We start from the raw sequence: 22,213 nt of genomic DNA, 5'->3' as shown, positions 1-22,213 counted from the left end.
AGAACTATGGGGAGAGTTGTTGCTGCGGCGGTCTATTGCGCCGGCAAAAAAATCACCAACATCACACTGGACGAAGGCAGCGACTGGGCGAAAAAGCCCGGCCACTTCGTCTGGATTGGTCTGGAACAGCCCGACGCGCAAGAGATCAGCAACCTGCAACGTCAGTTCAACCTGCATGAACTGGCCATTGAAGATGCCCTTGAGCAACACAGCCGGCCCAAACTGGAGACCTTTGGCGACGCGCTGTTTATCGTGATCTATTCGCCGATTCGTCACGAGGGCACGCTGGAGTTTGTCGAAACCCATATTTTTGCCGGCAATGGCTACATCATTACCAGCCGCAATGGGCACTCAGCCTCTTACAAAGCCGTGCGCCAGCGTTGCGAAGCCCGGCCCTTGCTACTCGATCATGGCGAAGACTTTGTCTTGTATGCCTTGCTCGACTTCGTCACCGAAAGCTATCAACCGGTGAGCGAAGCCATTCACGCCGAAATCGATGCGCTGGAAAAAAGCATCATGGGCAACTCGCTCAAAGAAGCCGACATCGTGCACTTGCACAGCTTGCGCCGCGATGTACTGCGCTTGCGCCGCTATGTAGCCCCAATGGTTGAGATCAGCGAAGAACTGCAACGCCTGGCCTTTCCCTTTATCGACAAGAACATGCGCCCCTACTTTCGAGATGTGCAGATTCATGTCACGCGCCAGATGGAAGACCTCTCGACACTGCGCGACATCGCGAGTCAGACCATTGAAGTGGTGGTGCTGCTGGAGTCGTCGCGCCAAAGTACTGTGCAGCGCAAGTTCGCCGCCTGGGCGGCCATTCTGGCCTTTCCTACGGCTGTTGCAGGGATCTACGGGATGAACTTCCAAAACATGCCGGAGCTGAGTTGGCATTACGGCTACTTCGGCGTTCTGGGCTTTATCGGCATTGGCGTCACAGGGTTGTGGGCCAGTTTCAAGCGCTCTGGCTGGCTGTAAGCATGCGGGCAGTCTGCGCCTGCCCGCAAATTCTTGACGCTTAAACGGTTTGCGTTTCAGGCTTGTGCGCAACGAAACGCATCATCCACTCTGCCACCGTTTGACCGTGATGGGCCTTTTCAAGACTGGCGATGCCTGTGCCGTAGATTTGCGCACCCAAATGTTCCTGGCGCAGGTCTAACAATGCACGCGAGTAATCGTGAATGAACTCCGGATGCCCCTGAAAGCACAGCACTTGATCATTGATGTGATAGGCCGCAAACGGACAAAAGTCGCTTGAAGCAATAACCGTGGCGTTTTCAGGCAGGGCCGTCACCTGATCCTGATGACTGATCAGCAGCGTCAGGTCTTCGACTGCCGGGCTCATCCACGGCGCCTTGGCGGCCAATTTGTATTGGTGAGTACCAACCCCCCAGCCCTGGGTCGCGCGCTCACTTTTGCCGCCCAGTAACAGCGCCAGCAACTGGTGACCAAAACACACACCAATCAACTTGTCGCCACGCTCATACCGTGTGAGCAGGTAGCTTTTGAGGGTTTCAATCCACGGGTCTGTGCCAAACGAGTCCGCCTTGCTCCCCGTTACCAGATAAGCATCGTAGGTCTGGTCATCAGACGGGTATTGACCGTTCATCACGTTAAAGACGCTGAATTGCGCGGCGATAGGCTGCTGGGTGAACAGTTGTTTGAACATCTGCCCATAGCCCTGGTATTGATCAACAAACTCAGGGCGCAGAACGTCGGTTTCCAGAATGCAAATGTGTAGCGACATAAAAGTACCTGGCACGATGAAGACGAAATGATCACAGCAATGGGCTAGAGCCTGCCTTGAAAGCGTAATTCAAGGCAAGCACTGAACACCGGGTTTCATGTAAGCCTTACGCTTTGTGAACACAGAACTGAATGAAAACGCTGCACAACCCACGCGCTGACGAACGGTAGGTCGCTAAGTACTCCAACCCTTTGAATGCCCGTTGCGTCTAGCAACGGCCTGTCAGGCAGCGCCTTCACTGCGTAATAGCGTTTTAGAAAGATTGAGCACTCAGATGATGTGAAAGGGTTCTAAGCCCTTCGATACGCGGGCTCTAAGGTAAACCTGTGAACCGCTGCGTTGCTGACCAACTAGCACACATGCGGCTAAGGATCGTTGCTTTTTAATAACAAAAAAGGCAGATAGCCATGTTCAAACACACCAAACTTCGCCAAGCAGGACTCATCCTTTTTGCCACCGCCCTGCTGCTGATTGTGCCTAACCTGACCAAGGTCATCGGCTAGCATCCCTGACATGGGGCCCCACTCATATTTACGACCCGCGGCTTTCGGGATTGGCACTTGTGTGCCAATCTTCAAGCACATTTGCAGGGAGGGAACCTTATGCGTCATTGGCTGGCAGTTGCTCTGCTTCTTAGCTGCGGGGTCACCCAAGCAGGGATCATCGAGGTAAATAGAGCCGTGGATGAAGTCAATGATGGTGCGCTGATACTCGATCTGCGCAACAACAGTGATTTCGCCGCTGGTAATGTGCATAACTCATTGCAGGTCGATCTGACACTTGAAGACGGCACGGGCATCAGTGCTGAAGGGCTTGCCTATCAACTCCGTCAGGTTGTTCTAGACCCCAACGCAACCGTGGTGATTTATAGCGATAACGATCAAGACGCCAATGAGGCCGAAGACACGCTGATCAAACATGGTTTTTTCGGCATTGTGAACGGGGGCAACTATGAAGAGCTGCGCGACGCGCTTTTCTATTCTGACTATTCTTCCTGGTTCGCACCATTCGGCGACGATCCCGCTGACGACGACATTACAGCCATCAATTGAAACGCCTGACGATTTTTATTACCGCCCTGCTCAGCCTGCCCGCTTACGCCGCCCAACTCACCCTGGAGCTGGGTGATACCCGCCGCACCTGGCAAACCGTCGAGCTGCTGAAACATCCGGCCGCGCAGGAAGTGCGCATAGATGACGATGTGTCTTACAAGCGCGCCATGACCTATCGCGCAATACCTATGGCCAGCTTGCTGGAAGGCATCAAACCTGAAGACCACCTGCAAGCGGTGGCGCTGGATGGCTTTGCGGCTGAACTCAGCGCCGCTCCGCTACTGAGTCAAAACGGCGCCAAGGCCTGGCTGGCCATTGAAGACCCTGAGCATCCGTGGCCCGCACTGGGCAAAGGCAAACCCAGTGCCGGGCCTTTTTACCTGGTGTGGACCCACCCTCAAGCCAGCCACATCAGCCCTGAACAATGGCCTTTTCAGGTCGCTCGCATTACCCGTCAGCGAGCAGTCGCCGAACGTTTCCCGGTGATGCGCCCTGACCCGGCACTCCCGGTCGACTCACCGATCACTCAAGGCTTTAACTTATTTCAAAAGAATTGCCTGGCCTGCCATCGCCTGAACGGTGCAGGGGATTCACAGTTTGGCCCTGACCTGAACATTCCGTACAACCCTACCGAGTATTTTGGCGCTGACTTTCTCAAGCGCTACGTGCGCGACCCACAAAGCCTGCGTCATTGGCCACAAGCGCGCATGCCCGGATTTTCTACCCGCGTGTTGTCCGAAAACGAGCTGGATCAGTTGGTCAGTTACTTACAGCACATGGCCACGCGCAAAGTGACGTTGCCATGAATAATCCGCCCAAGGTTTTAACTATCAACGACATAGGAATAGCTAATTTCACGGAGCGCACGAACCGTCAGATACTTGCCGCCATTGTCGAACTTCCCTTTAGCCACCCCCTTGCGGTGGCTTTTTTTTGGCTGTCATAACGTAAAACGGCCAGCCCAAGGGCCGACCGTGATTCGTTGGATTGACGATTAATTCAACAGGGCACGCACCTCCTGCTTAACGCCCCAGCCTTCTATGATCCCACCCAGCGGTACTACCACCGCCTCGAAGTCTTGTTCAAAGTCACCAATGCCGCCATAGGTGGCATACATCACTTTGCTCAGCTCCAGATTCCAGGCGCCATCTTCGCGCGCATTGATTTGCGCATTCAGGGATTCGCCACAAAATTTTCCTGCTGCCCGGCGCGCCCGCTCTTCGTCCGGGAAGATGGCGTAAAACTCAATAGGATGGATACGTGAAAAATCAAAACCGCCTTCTTTCATGCGGCGCAGCACATAGCTGCTGAGGTCTTCTTGATGGGCTGTGCTCATGAAACGTCCTCCTCGCAATGGATAGACATTCAACGTTCCCCGTGGTGCAACAGTCAGGCCGTTGCGGGGCTGCAAGCATGTAGCGAACAAGATTAGAGCCAGTCGAACACTTCGCCGGTCTGGGTGCAGATTAGCCCTGACGCGCAATATCTGCCAAGTGGAGGAATATTAAATTAATGATTTATTTCGGATTAACTTACGAGCGCCGGGCAAATAACCGCCTGACCCTGAATAGATGCGCTACCCAGGGCCAGACCAGCCTTGACAGAGGGCTTACTGCTTCTCTGCGCGCTCTTTGAGCGCCTTCAGCGTATTAAACGGTGCATCGATTACAAACTTGTTGGCCAACCAGGATGGCACGCTGCCGCCCGGCTCGGTGTGAACCTGATAGGTCACTTCAGTTTCATCAGCACCTTTTGGCACCAACTTCCAGAAGCCCTCTACTTGAGTTACCCGCACAAAGCCTTTTTCTTCAGGGAGGTACGTCGAGACCCCTTCAAGCTTACGCATTACAGCGCCATCACTGCCGATCGAGGTAGTCACCAGCAAAATCGAATCACGCGGTGTTACCGGCCAAGGCGTATTGAACTGGGTGTAAGTCCAGCTCTTGTCCCCTTCGGTTTTAAGCAGCTTTTGGGATTTGCACTCGTGAATCCATTTGCACGCACCCGCCACGTCTTCCTGCAAGCCACGCACCTTGGCAATCGGCGCCTTGATTGTGGTCACGCCCTGATACGCCTTGTAGGCTGAGCCAGGCACCTCGCTCAACGACACCTTGATGCCGTCTTCATTCTTCGCCACTTTCCAGTCTTCAGCGTGAGCAGCGCTCACCATCAACACGCTCAGACCACACGCAATTGCTACTCGATGCAACGAACCCATTGTCTTATTCCTTATTGTTGAAGGTTTGTTCACTGGACATGAACACACTATGCCGCGGTCATCTGTTCCCACCACCCGATGAGGTTGATGGCTTCTTCCCGGTTACTGCCGCACACCTCGATGTCTGCTTTGAACGAACCACACACGGCGGGACGTTCAGGGCGCCCAAACAACCCACACAGATTTTCGACAGAAAGGTGCAGACAGCGTTCCCCGGCAGGTTTGCCATTAGGCATGCCAGGGATCGGGGTACTGATGGAGGGGGCTATACAGCAAGCGCCACAGCCTTCGCGGCAATTCATGACGTTAGCTCCTCATTCGGGGCAAAGTGTGTTGATGACAAGGGATAGTACTCGCTGGAACAGGCGTTTGAAATTGTCCGTTCAGCAGAAAGTGCGCATAGAGGCAAGTGACTGAACAGTCAGTTTAGAAGCCTGCTTTGGCGCATGAGGCACTTATTGCTTGAACTCGAAATCCAGGGCCGCGCCTTCAATTTGGCGGTCACGGGCTTCGTTGCGCAGTTGCAGCTCCATCTCATTGCTCAACAGACGACCGTTTAATTGAAACGGGCTGTCTTCTGCGGGTTTTTCACCGAACAGATTGGGCAACAAGGGTTTATGCTTGGGCATCGGCATAGTGCCAATCGGCTGAAGTTGCTTGACCATTTCAGGAGGCAGGCTCAGGTCAAGCTTGGCGCTGGGCAAGCGTTTTTTTGCGATCTCACGCGCCGACTTTGATTTGCTCGCAACAGGTGCACGCTTTTTTGCGGGTGCCTTTTGAGCACTGGCAGCTGGCTTTTCAGGCGACTCGACGGTCTTGGTGTTGGTTGTCCGGGCCTGTGACTGCACCGCTGCCACATCGACAGCCGCAAAGGCAGTTAACACGCCCACCAACAGTATCCCCACGCTAAATGTCGCTTTCATAACTCCCACAGCGTTAACGGTTCAAGTGCATATGCTGGCGCTTTAGACCTCGTGTGACAAGTCACATGTGGGCACATCGCCATGTCCGATTGCCGCATGCGGGCTCAATAGAGGCTTGTCGCCTCCTGACAGAGCTGGCTGGCAAGCATCCCCAAGGTCATCAGGGCGCGCTCCGCTTCACGGTTCCAGGGCGTACCGCAATTGAGCCGTATGCAGTGATTAAATTGCTCGGTATTACTGAAAATCAACCCCGGCGCGATGCTGATCCCTTGCTGCAACGCCCGCACATGTAGCTCTTGGGTATTAACCCGGCCTGGCAAACTGACCCACAGAATGAACCCGCCACTGGGGCGCGACATCTGCGTGCCCTCGGGAAAATACTGCTGAACTGCCAACTGAAATGCGCTGAGGTTTTTCCGGTATTCCTGCCGGATGTGCCTTAAGTGACGGTCATAACCGCCATTTTCAAGGTAGGCCGCAACACCCATCTGCGTCACGCTGCACGCTGAATGGGTAGTAAACGTCTGCAAGCGCTGAATCTCTTGCTGAAACTTACCCGCGATCATCCAGCCAATCCGTACACCGGGCGAAAGCGTCTTGGAAAAACTTGAGCAGTAAATCACTCGATCCAGCCGGTCATAGGCCTTGAGCGCCTTGGTACGGCCGACTTCGAACATCAACTCGCCATAAATATCGTCTTCAACGATCTGGATATCGAAATCGGAAGCCAGGCGCAGTAACTGCTTCTGTCGCTCCTCGGGCATGGTGCCGCCCAGCGGATTACTCAGGCGCGTAGTCAACACCAACGCTTTGATCGACCATTGATTGGCCGCCAATTGCAGGGCTTCCAGGCTCATACCGGTGGCAGGATCACTGGGAATCTCGATCACCTTCAAGCCCAATAAATCCGCCAATTGCAACAACCCGTAATAGGTAGGCGACTCGGCTGCAATCAGGTCACCGGGGCGCGTGAGGGTGCGCAGGGACATTTGCAGTGCATCGACACAGCCATGAGTGATGATCACTTCTGAAGGATCGACCACCACTCCGGCATCGCGCATGCGAATTGCCACTTGCCGACGCAACGGCTCAAAGCCCGGGCTGAACATGTAACTGAACGCGCGAGGGCTATGGAAGCGCGTGACTTTGGCCAACTGCTGGTGCAGGGCGCGCACGGGTAAATAGTCGACACTGGGCACCGCAGCCCCCAGAGGAAACACCCCTTCGCGGCGCGATTCGACCAACACCTGTTGAATGATACTGCTGCGTGTCACCAGGCCTGGGCGCTCAACGCGGGCGATATCGGGGGTTGGCGCGGTCAGTGCCGGGGTTTGGTGGACGTAATACCCCGACTGTGGCCGGGCGCGAATCAGCCCTTGATCTTCAAGGTTGGCGTAGGCTTGCAAGACCGTGGCATGGCTGACATTGAGCTGCGAACTCATCTTACGTACCGAAGGCACACGCTCGCCGGGCTGATAAACGCCACGCCGAATATCCTCAGCCAACTGCTGAGCGATACGTTGATAAAGCAAAAGGTTGGTCATGGCGCAGCACTCAATGTTCAGGCGTTTTTTTTGTTGTGTAGAACAATACCGGAACAGTTTAGAAGTGTACGGGCACAGTTGTCATCCATCTAAGCCGTACAGTGCTCAACGGGGTGAAACTGTATGGGTACAGAGTGGCAACAGACTTACGCAGACCTAAACCTGTAGTCGCTGACGAGTAATGCGAGGCTGCGTCCGGGCGCGCAGCGCTCGCAGACCCATTCAACACGGTGCTCGCTTCGCAATCGAACGTCGCATTCGCCAGCAGGCTACGCAGACCTAAACCTGTAGTCGCTGACGAGTAATGCGAGGCTGCGTCCGGGCGCGCAGCAATTCAACGCAGTGCTCGCTTCACAATCGAACGTCGCTTTCGCCAGCAGGTTACGCAGACCTAAACCTATAGTCGCTGACGAGTAATGCGAGGCTGCGTCCGGGCGCGCAGCGCTCGCAGAGTGATTCAACACAGTGCTCGCTTCACAATCGAACGTCGCATTCGCCAGCAGGCTATGCAGACCTAAACCTGTAGTCGCTGACGAGTAATGCGAGGCTGCGTCCGGGCGCGCAGCGCTCGCACAGCAATTCAACACGGTGCTCGCTTCGCAATCGAACGTCGCTATCGCCAGCAGGTTCCGCAGACCTCAGGGTGTTAGCGGGCAGCGCCCAACTGACCTTTTTCGTCAGAAAACACAATCTCAACGCGACGATTCTGCGCCCGACCACGCTCAGTGGCATTCACATCCACCGGGTATTCATCGCCATAACCTTCAACCTGAATCCGTTTTTCGTCGATGCCCAGGTCAATCAACACATCGGCTACCGCTTGTGCCCGATCACGCGCCAGTTTGAGGTTGTCATCCTTGCCGCCCGTGCTATCGGTATAGCCCTCAATACGCACCACACGCTTGGGGTTCAACTGTAGAAATTGCACCAGCTTGAGGACCGTACGGTTGGCGGAGTTTTTCAAGTCAGCCTCACCCGTATCGAACAACACATCACCCAGGGTCATGACCAACCCCCGATCTGTCTCGTTGGTCGTCAGGCTCAGGATTTGCTCTTCCAGCCATTGTCCTTGCTGCTGAACGCTTAACAACTTGGCTTCGCGCAGGGCCAATTGCAGGCGCTGACGCTCCAGTTCGAGCTTGGCCGCACGCTCTTCGTTGAGCACTTGCTGCGTGTGTTCGCGCGCGATCTCGCTATAGCGCTGACTCAAATACGCGTAATGGGCCACATCTTCGCCACTGCCCCAGTAACTGGACAAGCGCTCAGCGCGGGCTAACGATTCACCAGCACGGATGACATCCTTGGGAGCAATGCGCAACACATTGGTGTCTTCTTTGACCACCTGAAAATCGCTGGCGGCCTGTTGCAACGCCTGGTCACTGTTGTGGTGCCCGGCGCAACCGGCCAGGCTGACGCTGGCGAGCAACACGCTCGCGCTGATCATGACGGACTTAAGGCTCATTGGTCCTCCGCCAGTTGCTTGCGCAAGCGTGTAATTCGGGTGTTCAACACGTTCAATTGCTCCTGGCTCTTTTGGGTCAGCACGCGCGCTTCGGCCAATCGCGCATCCAGCTCGGCTTGTTCAGCCTGCATGCGCGCATCTTTGTAAGACGCTTCAGCCATTTCGGCCAATGCCTCGGCCAGCTTGTCTTCGGCTTGTTTGAGCTCGCTCACATCATCGGCACTGGCACCCACGGCTTTGGCTTGTTCCAAGGCTTGCTCAGTCAAACGGATTTGTTCATTCGGCGCAGGATCAGCTGCACAGCCCGCCAAAGCCAGAACGGCCAGGGCAGCGAAAAGAGGTCGAATTGTCACTGGGTATTCCTACTGTTTTGGGGCACTGACCGGCTGTTTGAGCTGGGCTTTCCACCGTTCCAGGTTGCGTTGCACAGCGGCCTCGGTCAGGCCAGAGGCGGGCAATTCTGTCATCTTTTGCGCGAGCTGTCCGCGCAACCACGGTTCATTGCAAGCGGAGTCATGGGAAATCGCCACAAACAGTCCCGGCTGATCGACTGGCTGATCGTGTGCCCGCACGTCATCGGTGATGCCCAACGTTTGAGACGTAGCCAGGCCCGCATAACGCCCCGCCAGCACATATTCGACGTCACCCAGCAACAACGCCTGGAACGCTTGCGCCAAGCTCGAGCGACGCTCCAGTGTGAGCTGACGTTGCGCAAAGGCATCAAACGCCTCTGTGAGGCGAGCTTTATCGGAGAGTGCGCCTTTATGCCCATGCAGATCGGCAGGCGTGTCATAAGCGAGGGCTGACCCCTTGAGCGTCCACACCAAGTAGTCGTTACGCACCAGCGGGGGATGAATGTAATCTTGCGCCGTCAGGCCGGCCAACGTCAGCGGCGCATCCAGCAGCATGTCCATGCGCCCGGTGCGCACTTCGTTTTGTGCTTCCGCACGCTTGCCGCCATACACCACTTCAATGTTGATGCCGAGGTCTTGCGCCACGTGTTGCAGCAGGTCAGCACTGGCGCCAATCAAATGTGCAGGATCAGCAGGATCGCGCCACAGATAGGGAGGAGCATCCGGGCTGCCGGTCACGATCAGGCGCTCGCATTTGCCGGCCGCCTGCGACAACACTGGCAAAAACACCAAACCCAGCAACCACCTGCTTACTCGCCGCACACCCATACCTCACACCCCGAAAATCCAATTCAGACACACAAAAAAGCCCGACCATCCGACCATGAAGAATCAGCTGAAACACTCAGTGTTTCGCCCTTCTCCACGGCCCGAATGGCCGGGCTCTTTATAAGTGAAGCGGCTGGATTAAACCAGCTTCTCCAACTCCGGCACAGCTTCGAACAAGTCCGCGACCAGGCCGTAATCAGCCACCTGGAAGATCGGCGCTTCTTCATCCTTGTTGATCGCAACGATCACTTTGGAGTCTTTCATACCGGCCAAGTGCTGGATCGCGCCAGAAATACCCACCGCGATGTACAGCTGTGGCGCAACGATTTTACCGGTCTGACCGACCTGCATGTCGTTGGGTACAAAACCTGCATCGACTGCGGCACGCGAAGCGCCAACAGCAGCACCCAACTTGTCAGCCAGTGCGTACAGGTGTTTGAAGTTGTCACCGTTCTGCATGCCACGACCGCCCGACACGACGATTTTGGCAGCGGTCAGCTCAGGGCGGTCCGACTTGGCCAGCTCTTCGCCAACAAACGAGGAGGTGCCTGCATCATGAACAGCGCCAACTGCTTCAACCGAAGCCGAACCACCGTCAGCAGCAACCGGATCGAAACCGGTAGCACGCACGGTGATCACTTTGACCGGTGCAGTGGACTGCACGGTGGCAATGGCGTTACCGGCATAGATCGGACGCTTGAACGTATCAGCGCTTTCGACCGACACGATCTCGGAGATCTGATCAACGTCCAGCTGCGCAGCCACACGCGGCAGGATGTTTTTGCCGTTAGAGGTAGCAGCCGCCAGGATGTGGCTATAGCCAGCGCCTAGCTCAGCAACCAGCGGGGCAACGTTTTCTGGCAACTGGTGCGCGTAAGCCGCGTTATCAGCGACCAGCACTTTGGCCACGCCAGCAATTTTGGCAGCGGCTTCAGCGATTGCGCCAATGCCCTGGCCTGCAACCAGAACATGAATGTCACCGCCGATTTTGGCAGCGGCGGCAACGGTGTTCAGCGTGGCCGGAGCCAGTACTTTGCCGTCGTGTTCGGCGATTACGAGGATAGTCATGATCAGATCACCTTCGCTTCGTTTTTCAGTTTCTCGACCAGTTCAGCCACCGACTTGACCTTGATACCCGCGCTGCGAGCAGCCGGCGCTTCAACTTTCAAGGTTTTGTTGGTCGAAGCGGTCGAAACGCCCAACGCTTCAGGCGTCAGCACTTCAAGCGGCTTCTTCTTGGCCTTCATGATGTTTGGCAGGGACGCATAACGCGGCTCGTTCAAACGCAGGTCGGTGGTGATGATGGCCGGCAAGCTCAGCGAAACTGTTTGCGCGCCGCCGTCAACTTCACGGGTCACGGCAACCTTGTCACCCGCCACTTCAACCTTGGACGCGAATGTGCCCTGACCATAGCCGGTCAGCGCAGCCAGCATCTGGCCCGTCTGGTTGTTGTCGCTGTCGATGGCCTGTTTGCCCAGGATCACCAACTGCGGCTGCTCCTTGTCCACGACTGCCTTGAGCAGCTTGGCCACGGCCAGCGAAGTCAGGTCTTCGGCGGATTCGACGAGGATGGCGCGATCTGCACCCAGTGCCAGCGCGGTACGCAGCTGTTCCTGAGCCGTGGTCGGGCCGATGGAGACGACGATGATTTCAGTCGCCACGCCTTTCTCTTTCAGGCGTACGGCTTCTTCCACTGCGATTTCGCAGAAAGGATTCATCGACATCTTGACGTTGGCGAGGTCAACGCCGGAGTTGTCCGCTTTGACGCGTACTTTAACGTTGTAATCGACCACTCGTTTGACAGCTACAAGAACCTTCATGGATTCCTCGTTACTCTCCGGTGAAAAGAAAGTCGCCTAGGCGAACCTGGCGGTTGAAGCTCATCAGCACAAGGGCACCTCCAAAGATCGTTGCTGTGCCCTTCTTATATAAAGAATGACGAATGCCAAATACTTCCCGTGCGACCGTCTGTCAGGTGTGACTCACGAGTCATCCACCAAAAGGACGTGTAAACTTCGCTCAAAAAATAGCAGGCTCCTACAGGCTCATGCCTGTGCCCTGTCTTTAGAGGTGCTCTTGAAACCGACAATCAGCCTACGGCGAGCGCAAAACCGCCCGTATCTTGACCGGAACGCCTTTTGCGGTCAATACAGCAAATCGGTCACTTTTGAGCCTCTCGACTTTGATTTGTCTGGGTTCCAGCAGATTCAAACAAACGTTTGTATTGGACCCTGACAGTGGTGTAGATATAATGCCCGGCCATAGAGAGAGCGGCGCCTCATCCATTGCATCTTCAGCCAGCAGGCGAGGAAATAATGGATGGAACGCCAAACCTCCAATTAGAAAAATACCGTTGAGCCTTGAGTAGGAGATAGCCTGTGGAACGCGAATACATGGAATTCGACGTGGTCATCGTCGGCGCCGGCCCTGCCGGTTTGTCCGCCGCCTGCCGTTTAAAGCAGAAGGCCGCCGAAGCCGGTAAAGAAATCAGCGTCTGCGTGGTTGAAAAAGGCTCCGAAGTCGGTGCTCACATTCTGTCCGGTGCCGTATTTGAACCACGCGCCCTGAACGAATTGTTCCCGGACTGGAAAGCACTGGGCGCTCCGCTCAATACCCCAGTCACCCGCGACGACATCTATGTACTGCGCAGCGAAGCCACCGCGACCAAGGTGCCTGACCTGTTTGTGCCTAAAACCATGCACAACGAAGGCAATTACATCATCTCGCTCGGCAACCTGTGCCGCTGGCTGGCGCAGCAGGCCGAGAACTTGGGCGTGGAAATCTACCCGGGTTTCGCAGCTCAAGAAGTTCTGTTTGATGAAAACAACGTGGTTCGCGGGATCATCACCGGTGATCTGGGCGTTGACCGCGAAGGCAATCCTAAAGAAGGCCTGTACACCCCTGGCATGGAGTTGCGCGGCAAATACACCCTGTTCGCCGAAGGCTGCCGCGGTCACCTGGGCAAACAGCTGATCGAGCGCTTCAACCTCGACAGCGAGGCCGACAGCCAGCACTACGGCATTGGCCTGAAGGAAATCTGGGAAATCGACCCGGCCAAACACCAACCCGGCCTGGTGGTTCACACCGCTGGTTGGCCACTGGACATCATCAGCAGCGAAAACACGGGCGGTTCTTTCCTGTATCACCTGGAAAACAACCAAGTGGTGGTGGGCCTGATCGTTGACTTGTCCTATAGCAATACCTTCCTGTCGCCGTTCGATGAATTCCAGCGCCTCAAACACCACCCGGTGCTCAAGCAATACCTTGAAGGCGGCAAACGCATCAGTTACGGCGCGCGCGCCCTGGCCAAAGGCGGCCTGAACTCGCTGCCAAAAATGGTGTTCAACGGTGGCGCCCTGATCGGTTGCGACCTGGGCACCATGAACGTGGCCAAGATCAAAGGCAGTCACACGGCGATGAAGTCCGGCATGCTTGCCGCCGAGGCGGTGGCAGACTCGCTGCTCGCAGACTGCGAAGGCGGCGATGCACTCAACACTTACGTTGAAGCCTTCAAAGCCAGCTGGTTGTTCGACGAGCTGTTTGCAAGCCGAAATTTCGGCCCGGCGATGCACAAGTTTGGCCCGATCATGGGCGCAGGCTTCAACTGGATGGATCAAAACATCTTCGGCGGCAAACTGCCGTTCACCCTGCACGACACGAAGCCAGATTACGCCTGCCTGAAACTGGCCAAAGACTGCAAGAAGATCGACTACCCGAAACCCGATGGCAAGTTGAGCTTCGACAAACTCAGCTCGGTGTTCCTCTCCAGCACCAACCACGAAGAAGAGCAGCCTTGCCACCTCAAGCTGCGCGACGCAAGCATTCCGATCAGCGTGAACCTGCCGCTCTACGACGAGCCGGCGCAACGTTACTGCCCGGCGGGTGTGTATGAAGTGATCACGCAGGAAAGCGGTGAAAAGCGCTTCCAGATCAATGCGCAAAACTGCGTGCACTGCAAAACGTGCGACATCAAAGACCCGTCACAAAACATCACCTGGGTCACCCCGGAAGGCGCTGGCGGCCCGACGTACCCGAACATGTAAGCCCGACTCGTTTAGTCGCCGACAAGGCAGGGGCTGCAGTTCTTATCGCAGCCTCGTGCCTCGTCAGCGACTACACAACGGTTGTAAGGTCCTCAGCACCCTGCCCCCTCATGCCCGGGACTGCGTTCAAAGTAGCGCTTGTACTCACGACTGAATTGCGAGGCGCTCTGATAGCCCACGCGCTCGGCCACCTGCGCCACACCCAGCCCTTCACTCAACAACAACTGCTGCGCCCGCAACAAACGCAAACGCTTGAGATATTGCACCGGCGACAGCAAAGTGCTGCGTTTGAAATGCTCATGGAAGGTGGACGTGCTCATGTTGGCGCACCGCGCCAGCGTGTCGACATTCAAAGGCTCGGCAAAGTGCTCATGCAAATGACTGAGCGAGGCGGCAACCCGGGCGAACTGGCCCTGCTGCTCAACCAGTGCCCGCAACACCCCGGCTTGCGGCCCACGCAGTGCCGCGAAAAGAACTTCGCGCAAGCGCGCTTTACCCATGATCCGGCACTCCAGCGGGTCATGCAGGCAACGTAGCAAACGCTCAACCGCCTGGCGCATTTCGTCATCCAACACCGCAGAGGTCATGGATTCCGGTGTTTGCGCCACGGCGCTACGGTCCGGGGCCAGCCCCATCGCCAGCACCAACTCCCCCAGCACAGCCCGATCAATACTGATCGCCACTCCCAGCAGCGGCACCGTTTCAGAAGCAAAGGTTTCACACTCAAACGGCACCGACAGCGCCTGCACAAGGTAATGGCCTGCGCCGTATTCCAGGGTGCGCTGACCGAGATAGGCCAACTTACTGCCTTGCGCGATGACCATTAGGCTAGGCTCATAAATCTGCGGCATGCGCGCCACAGCCCGACACGCCGACACCACGCGCACTTCAGGCAATAACGTCGATACAAAACCGGTTTGCGAGGCCAGCGGCTCGATCAACGAGACCAGCGTGGCGTTCTCATCGCGATGGCGAGTCAAAAACATGCAGACAACTTCACAGGAGGAATAGACAGGCGCATCTTCGCAGAATTGACCACCAAAACCACCTCCAGCCCGACACGCCGGAGGAATAGGCATAACAGGCGGAGGAATTGTCATAGTCCTGCAAGACAGGCGAGCGCAAAATCACCTCCTTGTTCACCGTCAACGTTTCGCGAGGCTTTCCATGTCCAACGTCACTTACAACGCCATCGGCTATGCCGCTCAAACCACCTCGGCCCCCTTGGCCCCCATGCAGTTCAACCGCCGCGCACCGCGCCCGGACGACGTCGCCATTGAGGTGTTGTACTGCGGCGTGTGCCATTCCGACATCCACCAAGTGCACAACGATTGGGGCTTTGCGGTTTACCCGGTCATGCCAGGCCACGAAATCGTGGGCAAAGTCACCGCCGTCGGTAGCGATGTCACTAAATACAAAGTGGGCGATGTGGTCGGTGTAGGCTGCATGGTCGATTCGTGCCGCGAATGCTCGGCCTGTAAAGAAGACCTGGAACAATACTGCCTGGAAGGCTTCACCCAGACCTACGGTTCACCGGACCGTATCGACGGCACCACCACGATGGGCGGCTACTCGGACAGCATCGTGGTGCGCGAAGACTTCGTAGTGCGCATCCCGGAAAACCTCGACCCGGCCAGTGCAGCCCCGCTGCTGTGCGCCGGCATCACCACTTACTCGCCGCTGCAACACTACGGTGTTGAGCCGGGCGACAAAGTGGGCGTGCTGGGCATGGGTGGCCTGGGCCACATGGGGATCAAGTTTGCCAAGGCCATGGGCGCAGAAGTGACTTTGTTCACACGCTCCGCCGCCAAAGCTGAAGAGGCGCGCCGTCAAGGTGCCGATCACGTGATCGTGTCCACCGACGCCGAGCAAATGAAAGCCGCCGCTGGCAGCTTCGATTTCTTGCTCGACACCATTCCGGTGCAACACGATCTGAACCCCTACCTCGAAACCCTGCGTTTTGACGGCGTGCACATTCTGGTTGGCTTGATCGAACCGGTTGAGCCGGCTGTGGATGCGTTCAACCTGGTGTTCAAGCGTCGCGTGCTGGCAGGCTCGCTCATCGGCGGGATTGCTGAAACGCAAGAAATGCTGGATTTCAGCGCCGCGAATGGCATCACCTGTGACATCGAAATGCTCGACATCAAAAACATCAACCAAGCGTTTGAACGCGTGCAGAAAGGTGATGTGAAATACCGCTTCGTGATTGATATGAAAACGCTGAAAGCCTAAGCGTTTAGCCCGCCGGGGCCGGAGCAATGGGGAAGAACTCCCCGTTGCTCCACACGCCCACCCAAGGCTGACCATCAATGACCAGCGTCTGCGCCATCTCGACCAACTGGTAATACACATTGCGATGGATCAACGCCTCAAGGTTGCGTCGTACCCGCACGTAAGGCGAAGGCTCTTGAGTGACAGGATCAATCACCACCCGCAACGGGTGTTCACGATCCAATTCAAACTGCTCATCCACGTTGGTGGTGAAGCGCAACACCTGCTGCTCACCCTCCCCTTCGACCTCAAGGGTAACCGCCACGAAGGGCGCGTCATCGACTTTGATCCCGACCTTTTCCACCGGTGTTATCAGAAAATAATCGTCTCCATCACGGCGAATGATGGTTGAGAACAGCTTGACCATTGGCTTGCGCCCAATCGGTGTTCCCATGTAATACCAAGTACCATCTCGGGCGATGCGCATGTCGATGTCGCCGCAAAAAGCGGTGTCCCACAAGTGAACCGGCGGCAAACCTTTACCGGGCTTGGGGATTTGCGCCAACAGGCCACTGACGTCCACCGGCTTGCTCATACTGCCCTCCTGAATTTATTGATCGCTCAAGCCTATCAAGCTGCGCGCGTACTTGGCCAGCGGCGGGCCAATCAGGTCGGCAGGCTTGTTGTCATGAAACGTCAGCAAACCGCCACGGCTGCGAATGGTGGCCGTGTCGATCAAGTATTGGGTGCTGGTCTCGATCAACATCACCTGAATCACACCGCTGTCGATACCCAAACGGCTGATTTCTTCCTGGTCCAGCCACTCGTCACTGTTGCCAATGCGGTCATCGGCACGGGCAAATCGGGTGTAGAGCAAATAATGCGCGCCAAAGCCCCGGGCTTCAGACATCGCGTCGTCCAACCCCAGCGGTGCCTTGGCACGACGCACCATCGGGAAGTATTCGATAAAACCACTGTAGGCTTCTTCTGCCACAACGTTGGGCCGCACGTAAGGGTCGCCGATGGGCTTAAACGGGCCTTGAGCAATGTAAATGAAGGAGTCGGGCTGGATGCGCAGCGAATTGCTGCGACGCGTGTTGCTGTGGTCGAGCAAACCGGCGTCACTCATTTGATAACGCGCGCCTTCGCCCAGGTCGCTGACCTTCATGCAACCACCCAGCGCCAAAAAAGCCAGCAACACAAACAGACTACGCATCACGATCTCCCGATGGCCGGTGACAAAAAACCGGCGAATAGCCGCGTAATGCAGTTTGCGCGCCAGTTTGAGCCGAAGCCGCACATCGCAGGGCACACGCATCAACCACCAATGATTTTCATCACCGTGGCACCCCCCGAAAAGGCGACGTCCTGCTTGTCACCCAAGGCTTTCATCAACAAACCTTGCAACGCCGGCAAGGCTTCGTGCCGGGGCTTGTTGAGCAAATCCCCGACGTAATGACGATTACTCGACGATAAACACCCGTGCAACCAGCCGGTCGATGAAAGGCGCAACCGCGAACACGTCCGACAAAACGGGACGCTCTCGTTGGCAATCACACCAAAATACCCCCGGCCCGGGATCTGATAGCGCACGGCCGTGGCATCAATCGGCGCATCGGCTTGCAGGTAGTCGTGCCGCTCGCCAATCAGCTCAAGCAATTGCTGCAAGCTCACAAACTGATGCAGAAACGCATTGCCATCGCTGGCCAGATGGCCCATGCGCATCAGTTCGATAAAGCGCAGTTCGAACCCCCGCTCAAGGCAGTACTCCAACAGCGGCATGACCTGATCCAGATTTTGGCCGCGCAAGGGCACCATATTGACCTTGATCTTCATCCCCGCCTCACTGGCGTGTTGCAGGCCATTGAGCACGGTCGCCAAATCGCCGCCGCGGGCAATGCTGCGAAACGCGTCGGGGTTGAGGGTGTCGAGGGACACATTGAGGCGGCGAATGCCGGCGTCCAGCAGCAACGGTAATTTGCGCGTGAGCAATTGGCCATTGGTGGTCAGGCTGATATCACTCAAGCCCAACTGCCCGACTTCGCGCATGAAGGTCTCCAGCTTGGGACTGACCAACGGCTCGCCGCCGGTAATCCGTAAACGCTCAATTCCGGCCGCTTCAATCAGATACGCCACGCCACGCGCCATTGCTTGAGCTGACAACTCATCCTGCGCCGCCACTAATCGCTTGCCGTTCGGCACGCAGTAGGTGCAGGCATAGTTGCAAGCGGAGGTCAGACTAATGCGCAAGTTGCGAAATTGTCTGCCTTGGCGGTCAACAATCATGGATGACTCCGGCACGAGGGAAGTAGGACGCCCCAAAACCTGACTCATGTATCAGGTTTTGGCAAGACCCACACCTGAGTATAGGCGGCACGGCAAAGCGCCGTGCGCGGTGAACCGACGGCGTTACTCGACAGCCGGGGTGTCTGTATCGCGCTTGCGCTTGTTACCCATGCGCACACCGATGTCCATCAGGAACTGGAAAAAACCTTCCTGATCTTCCAGGACATTGCTCCAGAACGGCGAGTGGTACAGCGCCACCGCGCCGTGAACCAGCGCCCAGGCAGCGCAGTAGTGGAAATAAGGCGGCACGTCTTCGAGCTTGCCTTCGCTGATCCGACCTTTGATCAGCAGCGTGAGGCGCTCGAAATTCGACGCACGGATTTTATGCAGCTCTTCGATCAACTCAGGCACCTGATTGCCTTTGACCACCTTCTCTTCAAGGCGATCAAACAACCGATAACGCTGAGGGTCACGCATGCGAAATTCAAAGTAGGCGCGCGACAGCGCTTCTTTGTCTTTATCCACATCGGCGGAATGCAGCAGCTCGTTCAAATCACGCTCGTAGTCGAGCATCAGGCGCAGATAGATCTCGGCCTTGGACTTGAAATGCTTGTAGATCGTGCCTTTACCGATGCCGACGGCATCCGCAATCATCTCGACGGTGACGCTGTCTTCACCCTGTTCGAGGAACAGTTTGAGCGCGGTATCGAGAATTTCTTGCTCGCGGCGACGAAACTCACGGACCTTACGGGGTTCTTTGTGCATAAGAAAAGGTCTGTAGGGGTCAAAATCGAAGCCCGGTATTATGCCTAAGTCACGCTAAATTGCACGGATCATCCTGCATATCGATGTCTGCGGATGAATAACGCCCAGCACAATGCGTACTCAAACGAATCACGGGTATTCCAAATCTGTTTAAAAAATGATCAATGCCGACTGGACGCCCTACAAAGCTGACCAATACTTAGGGAGTCGGCGTGACATACCCCCCAAATGCTTCGCCGATAAGGGTCACAACGGAGTGTGCGCCTTTGTTTTACTCCTAATGGTCTTAACCCGGATTCCCCCAGAGCCCGGGTTTTTTTTGCCTTTTTTGCCGACGGGTCAGTGTTGGACTCGCGCCAGCGGGAACAGGCGCTGGAAGTTTTCGGTGGTCTGCTCGGCAAAACGCTCGTAGGACTCACCGCGCAACATGGCCAGAAACTCTGCCACTTCACGTACGTACTGCGGCAGGTTGGGCTTGCCCCGGTAAGGAATCGGCGCCAGGTACGGCGAGTCAGTCTCCACCAGCAAACGATCGGCAGGCACTTGGCGCGCCACGTCGCGCAGGGCATCGGCGTTGCGGAACGTGACGATGCCAGAAAGCGAAATGTAAAAACCCAGGTCCAGCGCCGCCTTGGCCATATCCCAGTCTTCGGTAAAACAATGCAACACACCGGCCTGCGGCAATGCGGCTTCGCGCAGCAGCGCCAGGGTGTCTGCACGTGCGCCACGGGTATGCACCACGACCGGCTTGCCGGTTTGCTGCGCGGCTTGCAAGTGAACGCGAAACGACAACTGCTGCAACTCGGCCGCTTCAGGTTCGTAGTGATAATCCAGGCCGGTTTCGCCAATCGCCACCACCTGCGGGTGATTCAGCTCGCTCAGCAGCCAGTCCAATGCCGGAGCGGCGCCCGGTTGCACGTCCAGCGGGTGCACGCCCACCGAACAGTCCACATCGGTATAACGCTCGGTCAGGGCTTTGACATCGGCCGCGTTGTCAGCGCTGACGCCAATGCACAGAAAATGCCCCACCCCGCGATCACGCGCCGCTTGCAGGGCGGCGTCCAGCGAACCGTCGTGGGCACTCAGATCAAGGCGATCAAGATGGCAGTGGGAGTCAACGAGCATAGAAAATCACCTGCTTAAAAATGTGAATCAACTCAGCGCTGGCCGGGCAGGCTTGCCCATTGCACCAATAACGCTTCAAGCAACAGCACTCGGTTGAGGTTGGCCTTGCTCAACACCTTTTGCCGCTGGGCCAGAATCCAGTCCTGAATGTTCAGGACTTTTTCCTGCGGCGTTTTTTGCGCCAGGTACTGCACGACTTTGCGCATGTCTTCAAGGCCCAGGCCGGCTTCGTCCTGAGTCAGTTGATAGCGCAAGATCAGACTCGACCAGTCACAGAACCAATCAAACAGCAATAAAAGGGGAATCGCGTTCCAGCTTTCTGCCAATTGAGTGGCCGATATCTGCTGCTTGAGCAGCTTTTTAACCCCTTCCACCACGCCAGCCCGCTGCTCTCGCACACCCTGTGCGTGCAACTTGACGGCGGCCAACGGCGAACCGGCCGCCAGGGTCAATAACTCCACCCGCTCATCAGCACTGCAATCGGGCAAGGTTTTATCCAGCCACGCCAGGCTCAGCGTTTCGTTCGGCAGCGGGCACGCCTGCTGCACACAACGACTGCGGATGGTCGGCAACAAACGGCTGGACTGGTGACTGACCAACAGCAACACCGTATCGCCCGACGGCTCTTCCAGGCTTTTGAGCAATGCGTTGGCGGCGTTGATATTCATCGCCTCCACCGGCTCGACCAGCACCACCTTGCGCCCGCCCAACTGAGCGGTTTGCACCACGAAACTCACCAGATCACGCACCTGGTCGACCTTGATCGCCTTGTCCGCTTCTTCGGGCTCCAGAATGTAGTTGTCCGGATGACTGCCCGCCGCCAACAGCAGGCAAGACTTGCAGGTACCGCAGGCCTCAAGCCCGGCAGGTTGTCTGCACAGCAGGCGGGCCATCAGGCGCTCGGCCAGGGCGCGCTTGCCGATCCCGGCAGGCCCGTGCAGCAGATAGGCGTGCGCATGGTGTGCGCGCCCGGCCATTTGCTGCCAGAGGCCGTCTTGCCACGGATAGGCTTCAGCCACGGTACAGACCCAGCAATTGCGGCATCAACGCGTCCAGCTGCGCCTGAACGTGCTCAAGGCTTTGCGCCGCATCAACCAAGCGGTAACGCTGCGGGGCGGCTTCAGCGCGCTGCAGATAGGTACTGCGCACGGCATCAAAAAAGGTCCGGCCTTCTTGCTCGAAGCGATCCAGGCGGCCCCGCGCACTGGCGCGCGCCATGCCAATCTCGATAGGCAAATCGAATACCAGCGTCAAGTCGGGACGCAGGTGCCCCTGAACAAATGACTCAAGGGTCGCGATGCGCTCTTTCGATAAGCCGCGGCCACCGCCTTGGTACGCGTAGGTGGCGTCGGTAAAACGATCACACAGCACCACGGCGCCACGCTCCAGCGCCGGGCGGATCACCTCGGCCAAGTGCTGCGCGCGGGCGGCAAACACCAACAACAACTCGGTGTCTGCGCACATGGCATCGTCGCTCGGTGCCAACAACAGCTCACGAATGCGCTCAGCCAGCGGCGTGCCGCCCGGTTCACGGGTCAGCACCACATCAATACCTTCAGCCCGCAAGCGCGCGGCCAGGTATTCGCGGTTGGTGGTTTTGCCCGCGCCTTCGGGGCCTTCCAACGTAATAAACAAGCCAGTCACAGGCAGCAGTCC

The 22,213-nt window shown here is 56.8% G+C and carries 24 protein-coding genes; 5 read left to right on the top strand and 19 right to left on the bottom strand.

Annotated elements, in window-relative coordinates; genetic code table 11:
* Window positions 1-6 precede the first annotated feature (6 nt).
* Window positions 7-978, top strand: a complete 972-nt coding sequence (locus tag ACP7A4_RS04045; RefSeq protein ID WP_059762759.1) for a magnesium and cobalt transport protein CorA — start codon at window positions 7-9, stop codon at window positions 976-978.
* 40 nt (window positions 979-1,018) lie between these two features.
* Here ACP7A4_RS04045 and ACP7A4_RS04040 read toward each other — a convergent pair whose 3' ends face one another.
* Entirely contained in the window at window positions 1,019-1,747 is a 729-nt protein-coding gene (locus ACP7A4_RS04040; RefSeq protein WP_059762760.1) for an amidotransferase, read from the bottom strand.
* A 602-nt stretch (window positions 1,748-2,349) separates the two neighbouring features.
* On the opposite strand from ACP7A4_RS04040, the gene ACP7A4_RS04035 reads away from it, so the two are divergent.
* A complete protein-coding gene (locus tag ACP7A4_RS04035; protein ID WP_426245628.1) occupies window positions 2,350-2,799 on the top strand; it encodes a rhodanese-like domain-containing protein in 450 nt (149 codons plus the stop codon).
* Window positions 2,796-3,605: a c-type cytochrome gene (locus tag ACP7A4_RS04030; RefSeq protein WP_203302912.1), complete on the top strand. Its 810-nt coding sequence runs from the start codon at window positions 2,796-2,798 to the stop codon at window positions 3,603-3,605. Before ACP7A4_RS04035 ends, ACP7A4_RS04030 begins: the two co-directional genes overlap by 4 nt.
* 188 nt (window positions 3,606-3,793) lie before the next feature.
* Here ACP7A4_RS04030 and ACP7A4_RS04025 read toward each other — a convergent pair whose 3' ends face one another.
* From ACP7A4_RS04025 to ACP7A4_RS03980, 10 genes are all read right to left on the bottom strand, one after another.
* On the bottom strand, window positions 3,794-4,135 hold the full coding sequence (locus ACP7A4_RS04025) for a ribonuclease E inhibitor RraB (protein ID WP_426245626.1): 342 nt from the start codon (window positions 4,133-4,135) through the stop codon (window positions 3,794-3,796).
* 273 nt (window positions 4,136-4,408) lie between these two features.
* A complete protein-coding gene (locus ACP7A4_RS04020; protein WP_426245624.1) occupies window positions 4,409-5,017 on the bottom strand; it encodes an START domain-containing protein in 609 nt (202 codons plus the stop codon).
* Window positions 5,018-5,064: 47 nt separating this feature from the next.
* Window positions 5,065-5,319: a YkgJ family cysteine cluster protein gene (locus ACP7A4_RS04015; RefSeq protein ID WP_048362961.1), complete on the bottom strand. Its 255-nt coding sequence runs from the start codon at window positions 5,317-5,319 to the stop codon at window positions 5,065-5,067.
* A 153-nt stretch (window positions 5,320-5,472) separates the two neighbouring features.
* A complete protein-coding gene (locus ACP7A4_RS04010; protein WP_165599922.1) occupies window positions 5,473-5,940 on the bottom strand; it encodes a translation initiation factor 2 in 468 nt (155 codons plus the stop codon).
* A gap of 104 nt (window positions 5,941-6,044) precedes the next feature.
* Window positions 6,045-7,484, bottom strand: a complete 1,440-nt coding sequence (locus ACP7A4_RS04005) for a PLP-dependent aminotransferase family protein (RefSeq protein ID WP_048362960.1) — start codon at window positions 7,482-7,484, stop codon at window positions 6,045-6,047.
* Between the two features lie 646 nt (window positions 7,485-8,130).
* Window positions 8,131-8,946: an OmpA family protein gene (locus ACP7A4_RS04000; protein ID WP_048362959.1), complete on the bottom strand. Its 816-nt coding sequence runs from the start codon at window positions 8,944-8,946 to the stop codon at window positions 8,131-8,133.
* Window positions 8,943-9,299 carry a DUF4398 domain-containing protein gene (locus ACP7A4_RS03995; protein ID WP_059762766.1) on the bottom strand — a complete coding sequence of 119 codons (357 nt, stop codon included), beginning with the start codon at window positions 9,297-9,299 and terminating at the stop codon, window positions 8,943-8,945. Before ACP7A4_RS03995 ends, ACP7A4_RS04000 begins: the two co-directional genes overlap by 4 nt.
* 9 nt (window positions 9,300-9,308) lie before the next feature.
* Window positions 9,309-10,127: a substrate-binding periplasmic protein gene (locus ACP7A4_RS03990; RefSeq protein WP_426245621.1), complete on the bottom strand. Its 819-nt coding sequence runs from the start codon at window positions 10,125-10,127 to the stop codon at window positions 9,309-9,311.
* 138 nt (window positions 10,128-10,265) lie between these two features.
* Window positions 10,266-11,195 carry an electron transfer flavoprotein subunit alpha/FixB family protein gene (locus tag ACP7A4_RS03985; RefSeq protein ID WP_059762768.1) on the bottom strand — a complete coding sequence of 310 codons (930 nt, stop codon included), beginning with the start codon at window positions 11,193-11,195 and terminating at the stop codon, window positions 10,266-10,268.
* Window positions 11,196-11,197: 2 nt separating this feature from the next.
* Complete coding sequence (locus ACP7A4_RS03980) at window positions 11,198-11,947, bottom strand: electron transfer flavoprotein subunit beta/FixA family protein (protein ID WP_048362955.1); 750 nt, start codon at window positions 11,945-11,947, stop codon at window positions 11,198-11,200.
* A gap of 558 nt (window positions 11,948-12,505) precedes the next feature.
* Between ACP7A4_RS03980 and ACP7A4_RS03975 the strand changes: the two genes are divergently transcribed.
* Window positions 12,506-14,170, top strand: coding sequence for an electron transfer flavoprotein-ubiquinone oxidoreductase (locus tag ACP7A4_RS03975; RefSeq protein ID WP_059762769.1), 1,665 nt, complete (start codon window positions 12,506-12,508; stop codon window positions 14,168-14,170).
* Window positions 14,171-14,262: 92 nt separating this feature from the next.
* On the opposite strand, the gene ACP7A4_RS03970 is transcribed toward ACP7A4_RS03975, so the two are convergent.
* Window positions 14,263-15,156 (bottom strand): AraC family transcriptional regulator N-terminal domain-containing protein, encoded by an 894-nt coding sequence (locus ACP7A4_RS03970; RefSeq protein ID WP_426245618.1) that lies wholly within the window; start codon window positions 15,154-15,156, stop codon window positions 14,263-14,265.
* A gap of 181 nt (window positions 15,157-15,337) precedes the next feature.
* Between ACP7A4_RS03970 and ACP7A4_RS03965 the strand changes: the two genes are divergently transcribed.
* A complete protein-coding gene (locus tag ACP7A4_RS03965; RefSeq protein ID WP_203302910.1) occupies window positions 15,338-16,402 on the top strand; it encodes an NAD(P)-dependent alcohol dehydrogenase in 1,065 nt (354 codons plus the stop codon).
* A 4-nt stretch (window positions 16,403-16,406) separates the two neighbouring features.
* Here ACP7A4_RS03965 and ACP7A4_RS03960 read toward each other — a convergent pair whose 3' ends face one another.
* The 7 genes from ACP7A4_RS03960 to tmk form a co-directional block, all read right to left on the bottom strand.
* The gene (locus tag ACP7A4_RS03960; protein WP_059762772.1) at window positions 16,407-16,976 is read right to left on the bottom strand and encodes a DUF1285 domain-containing protein; all 570 of its coding nucleotides are present in this window, start codon (window positions 16,974-16,976) and stop codon (window positions 16,407-16,409) included.
* A gap of 15 nt (window positions 16,977-16,991) precedes the next feature.
* On the bottom strand, window positions 16,992-17,597 hold the full coding sequence (locus ACP7A4_RS03955; RefSeq protein ID WP_203302973.1) for a DUF4823 domain-containing protein: 606 nt from the start codon (window positions 17,595-17,597) through the stop codon (window positions 16,992-16,994).
* A 101-nt stretch (window positions 17,598-17,698) separates the two neighbouring features.
* The gene (locus ACP7A4_RS03950; protein ID WP_059762773.1) at window positions 17,699-18,667 is read right to left on the bottom strand and encodes a GTP 3',8-cyclase MoaA; all 969 of its coding nucleotides are present in this window, start codon (window positions 18,665-18,667) and stop codon (window positions 17,699-17,701) included.
* Window positions 18,668-18,790: 123 nt separating this feature from the next.
* A complete protein-coding gene (locus ACP7A4_RS03945; protein ID WP_048362949.1) occupies window positions 18,791-19,432 on the bottom strand; it encodes a TetR/AcrR family transcriptional regulator in 642 nt (213 codons plus the stop codon).
* Window positions 19,433-19,771: 339 nt separating this feature from the next.
* On the bottom strand, window positions 19,772-20,557 hold the full coding sequence (locus ACP7A4_RS03940; protein WP_048400862.1) for a TatD family hydrolase: 786 nt from the start codon (window positions 20,555-20,557) through the stop codon (window positions 19,772-19,774).
* 32 nt (window positions 20,558-20,589) lie between these two features.
* Window positions 20,590-21,576, bottom strand: coding sequence for a DNA polymerase III subunit delta' (locus ACP7A4_RS03935; protein ID WP_426245614.1), 987 nt, complete (start codon window positions 21,574-21,576; stop codon window positions 20,590-20,592).
* Window positions 21,569-22,201, bottom strand: coding sequence for a dTMP kinase (gene tmk / locus ACP7A4_RS03930; protein WP_426245612.1), 633 nt, complete (start codon window positions 22,199-22,201; stop codon window positions 21,569-21,571). The genes ACP7A4_RS03935 and tmk overlap by 8 nt, the downstream gene beginning before the upstream one ends.
* Between the last annotated feature and the right edge of the window lie 12 nt (window positions 22,202-22,213).

This window comes from Pseudomonas sp. TWR3-1-1 (genome assembly GCF_049896545.1).
Taxonomy (GTDB): Bacteria; Pseudomonadota; Gammaproteobacteria; order Pseudomonadales; family Pseudomonadaceae; genus Aquipseudomonas; species Aquipseudomonas weihenstephanensis.
Note: the sequence above shows the minus strand (reverse complement) of the source record. Positions and strands in the feature narration are given on the sequence as shown.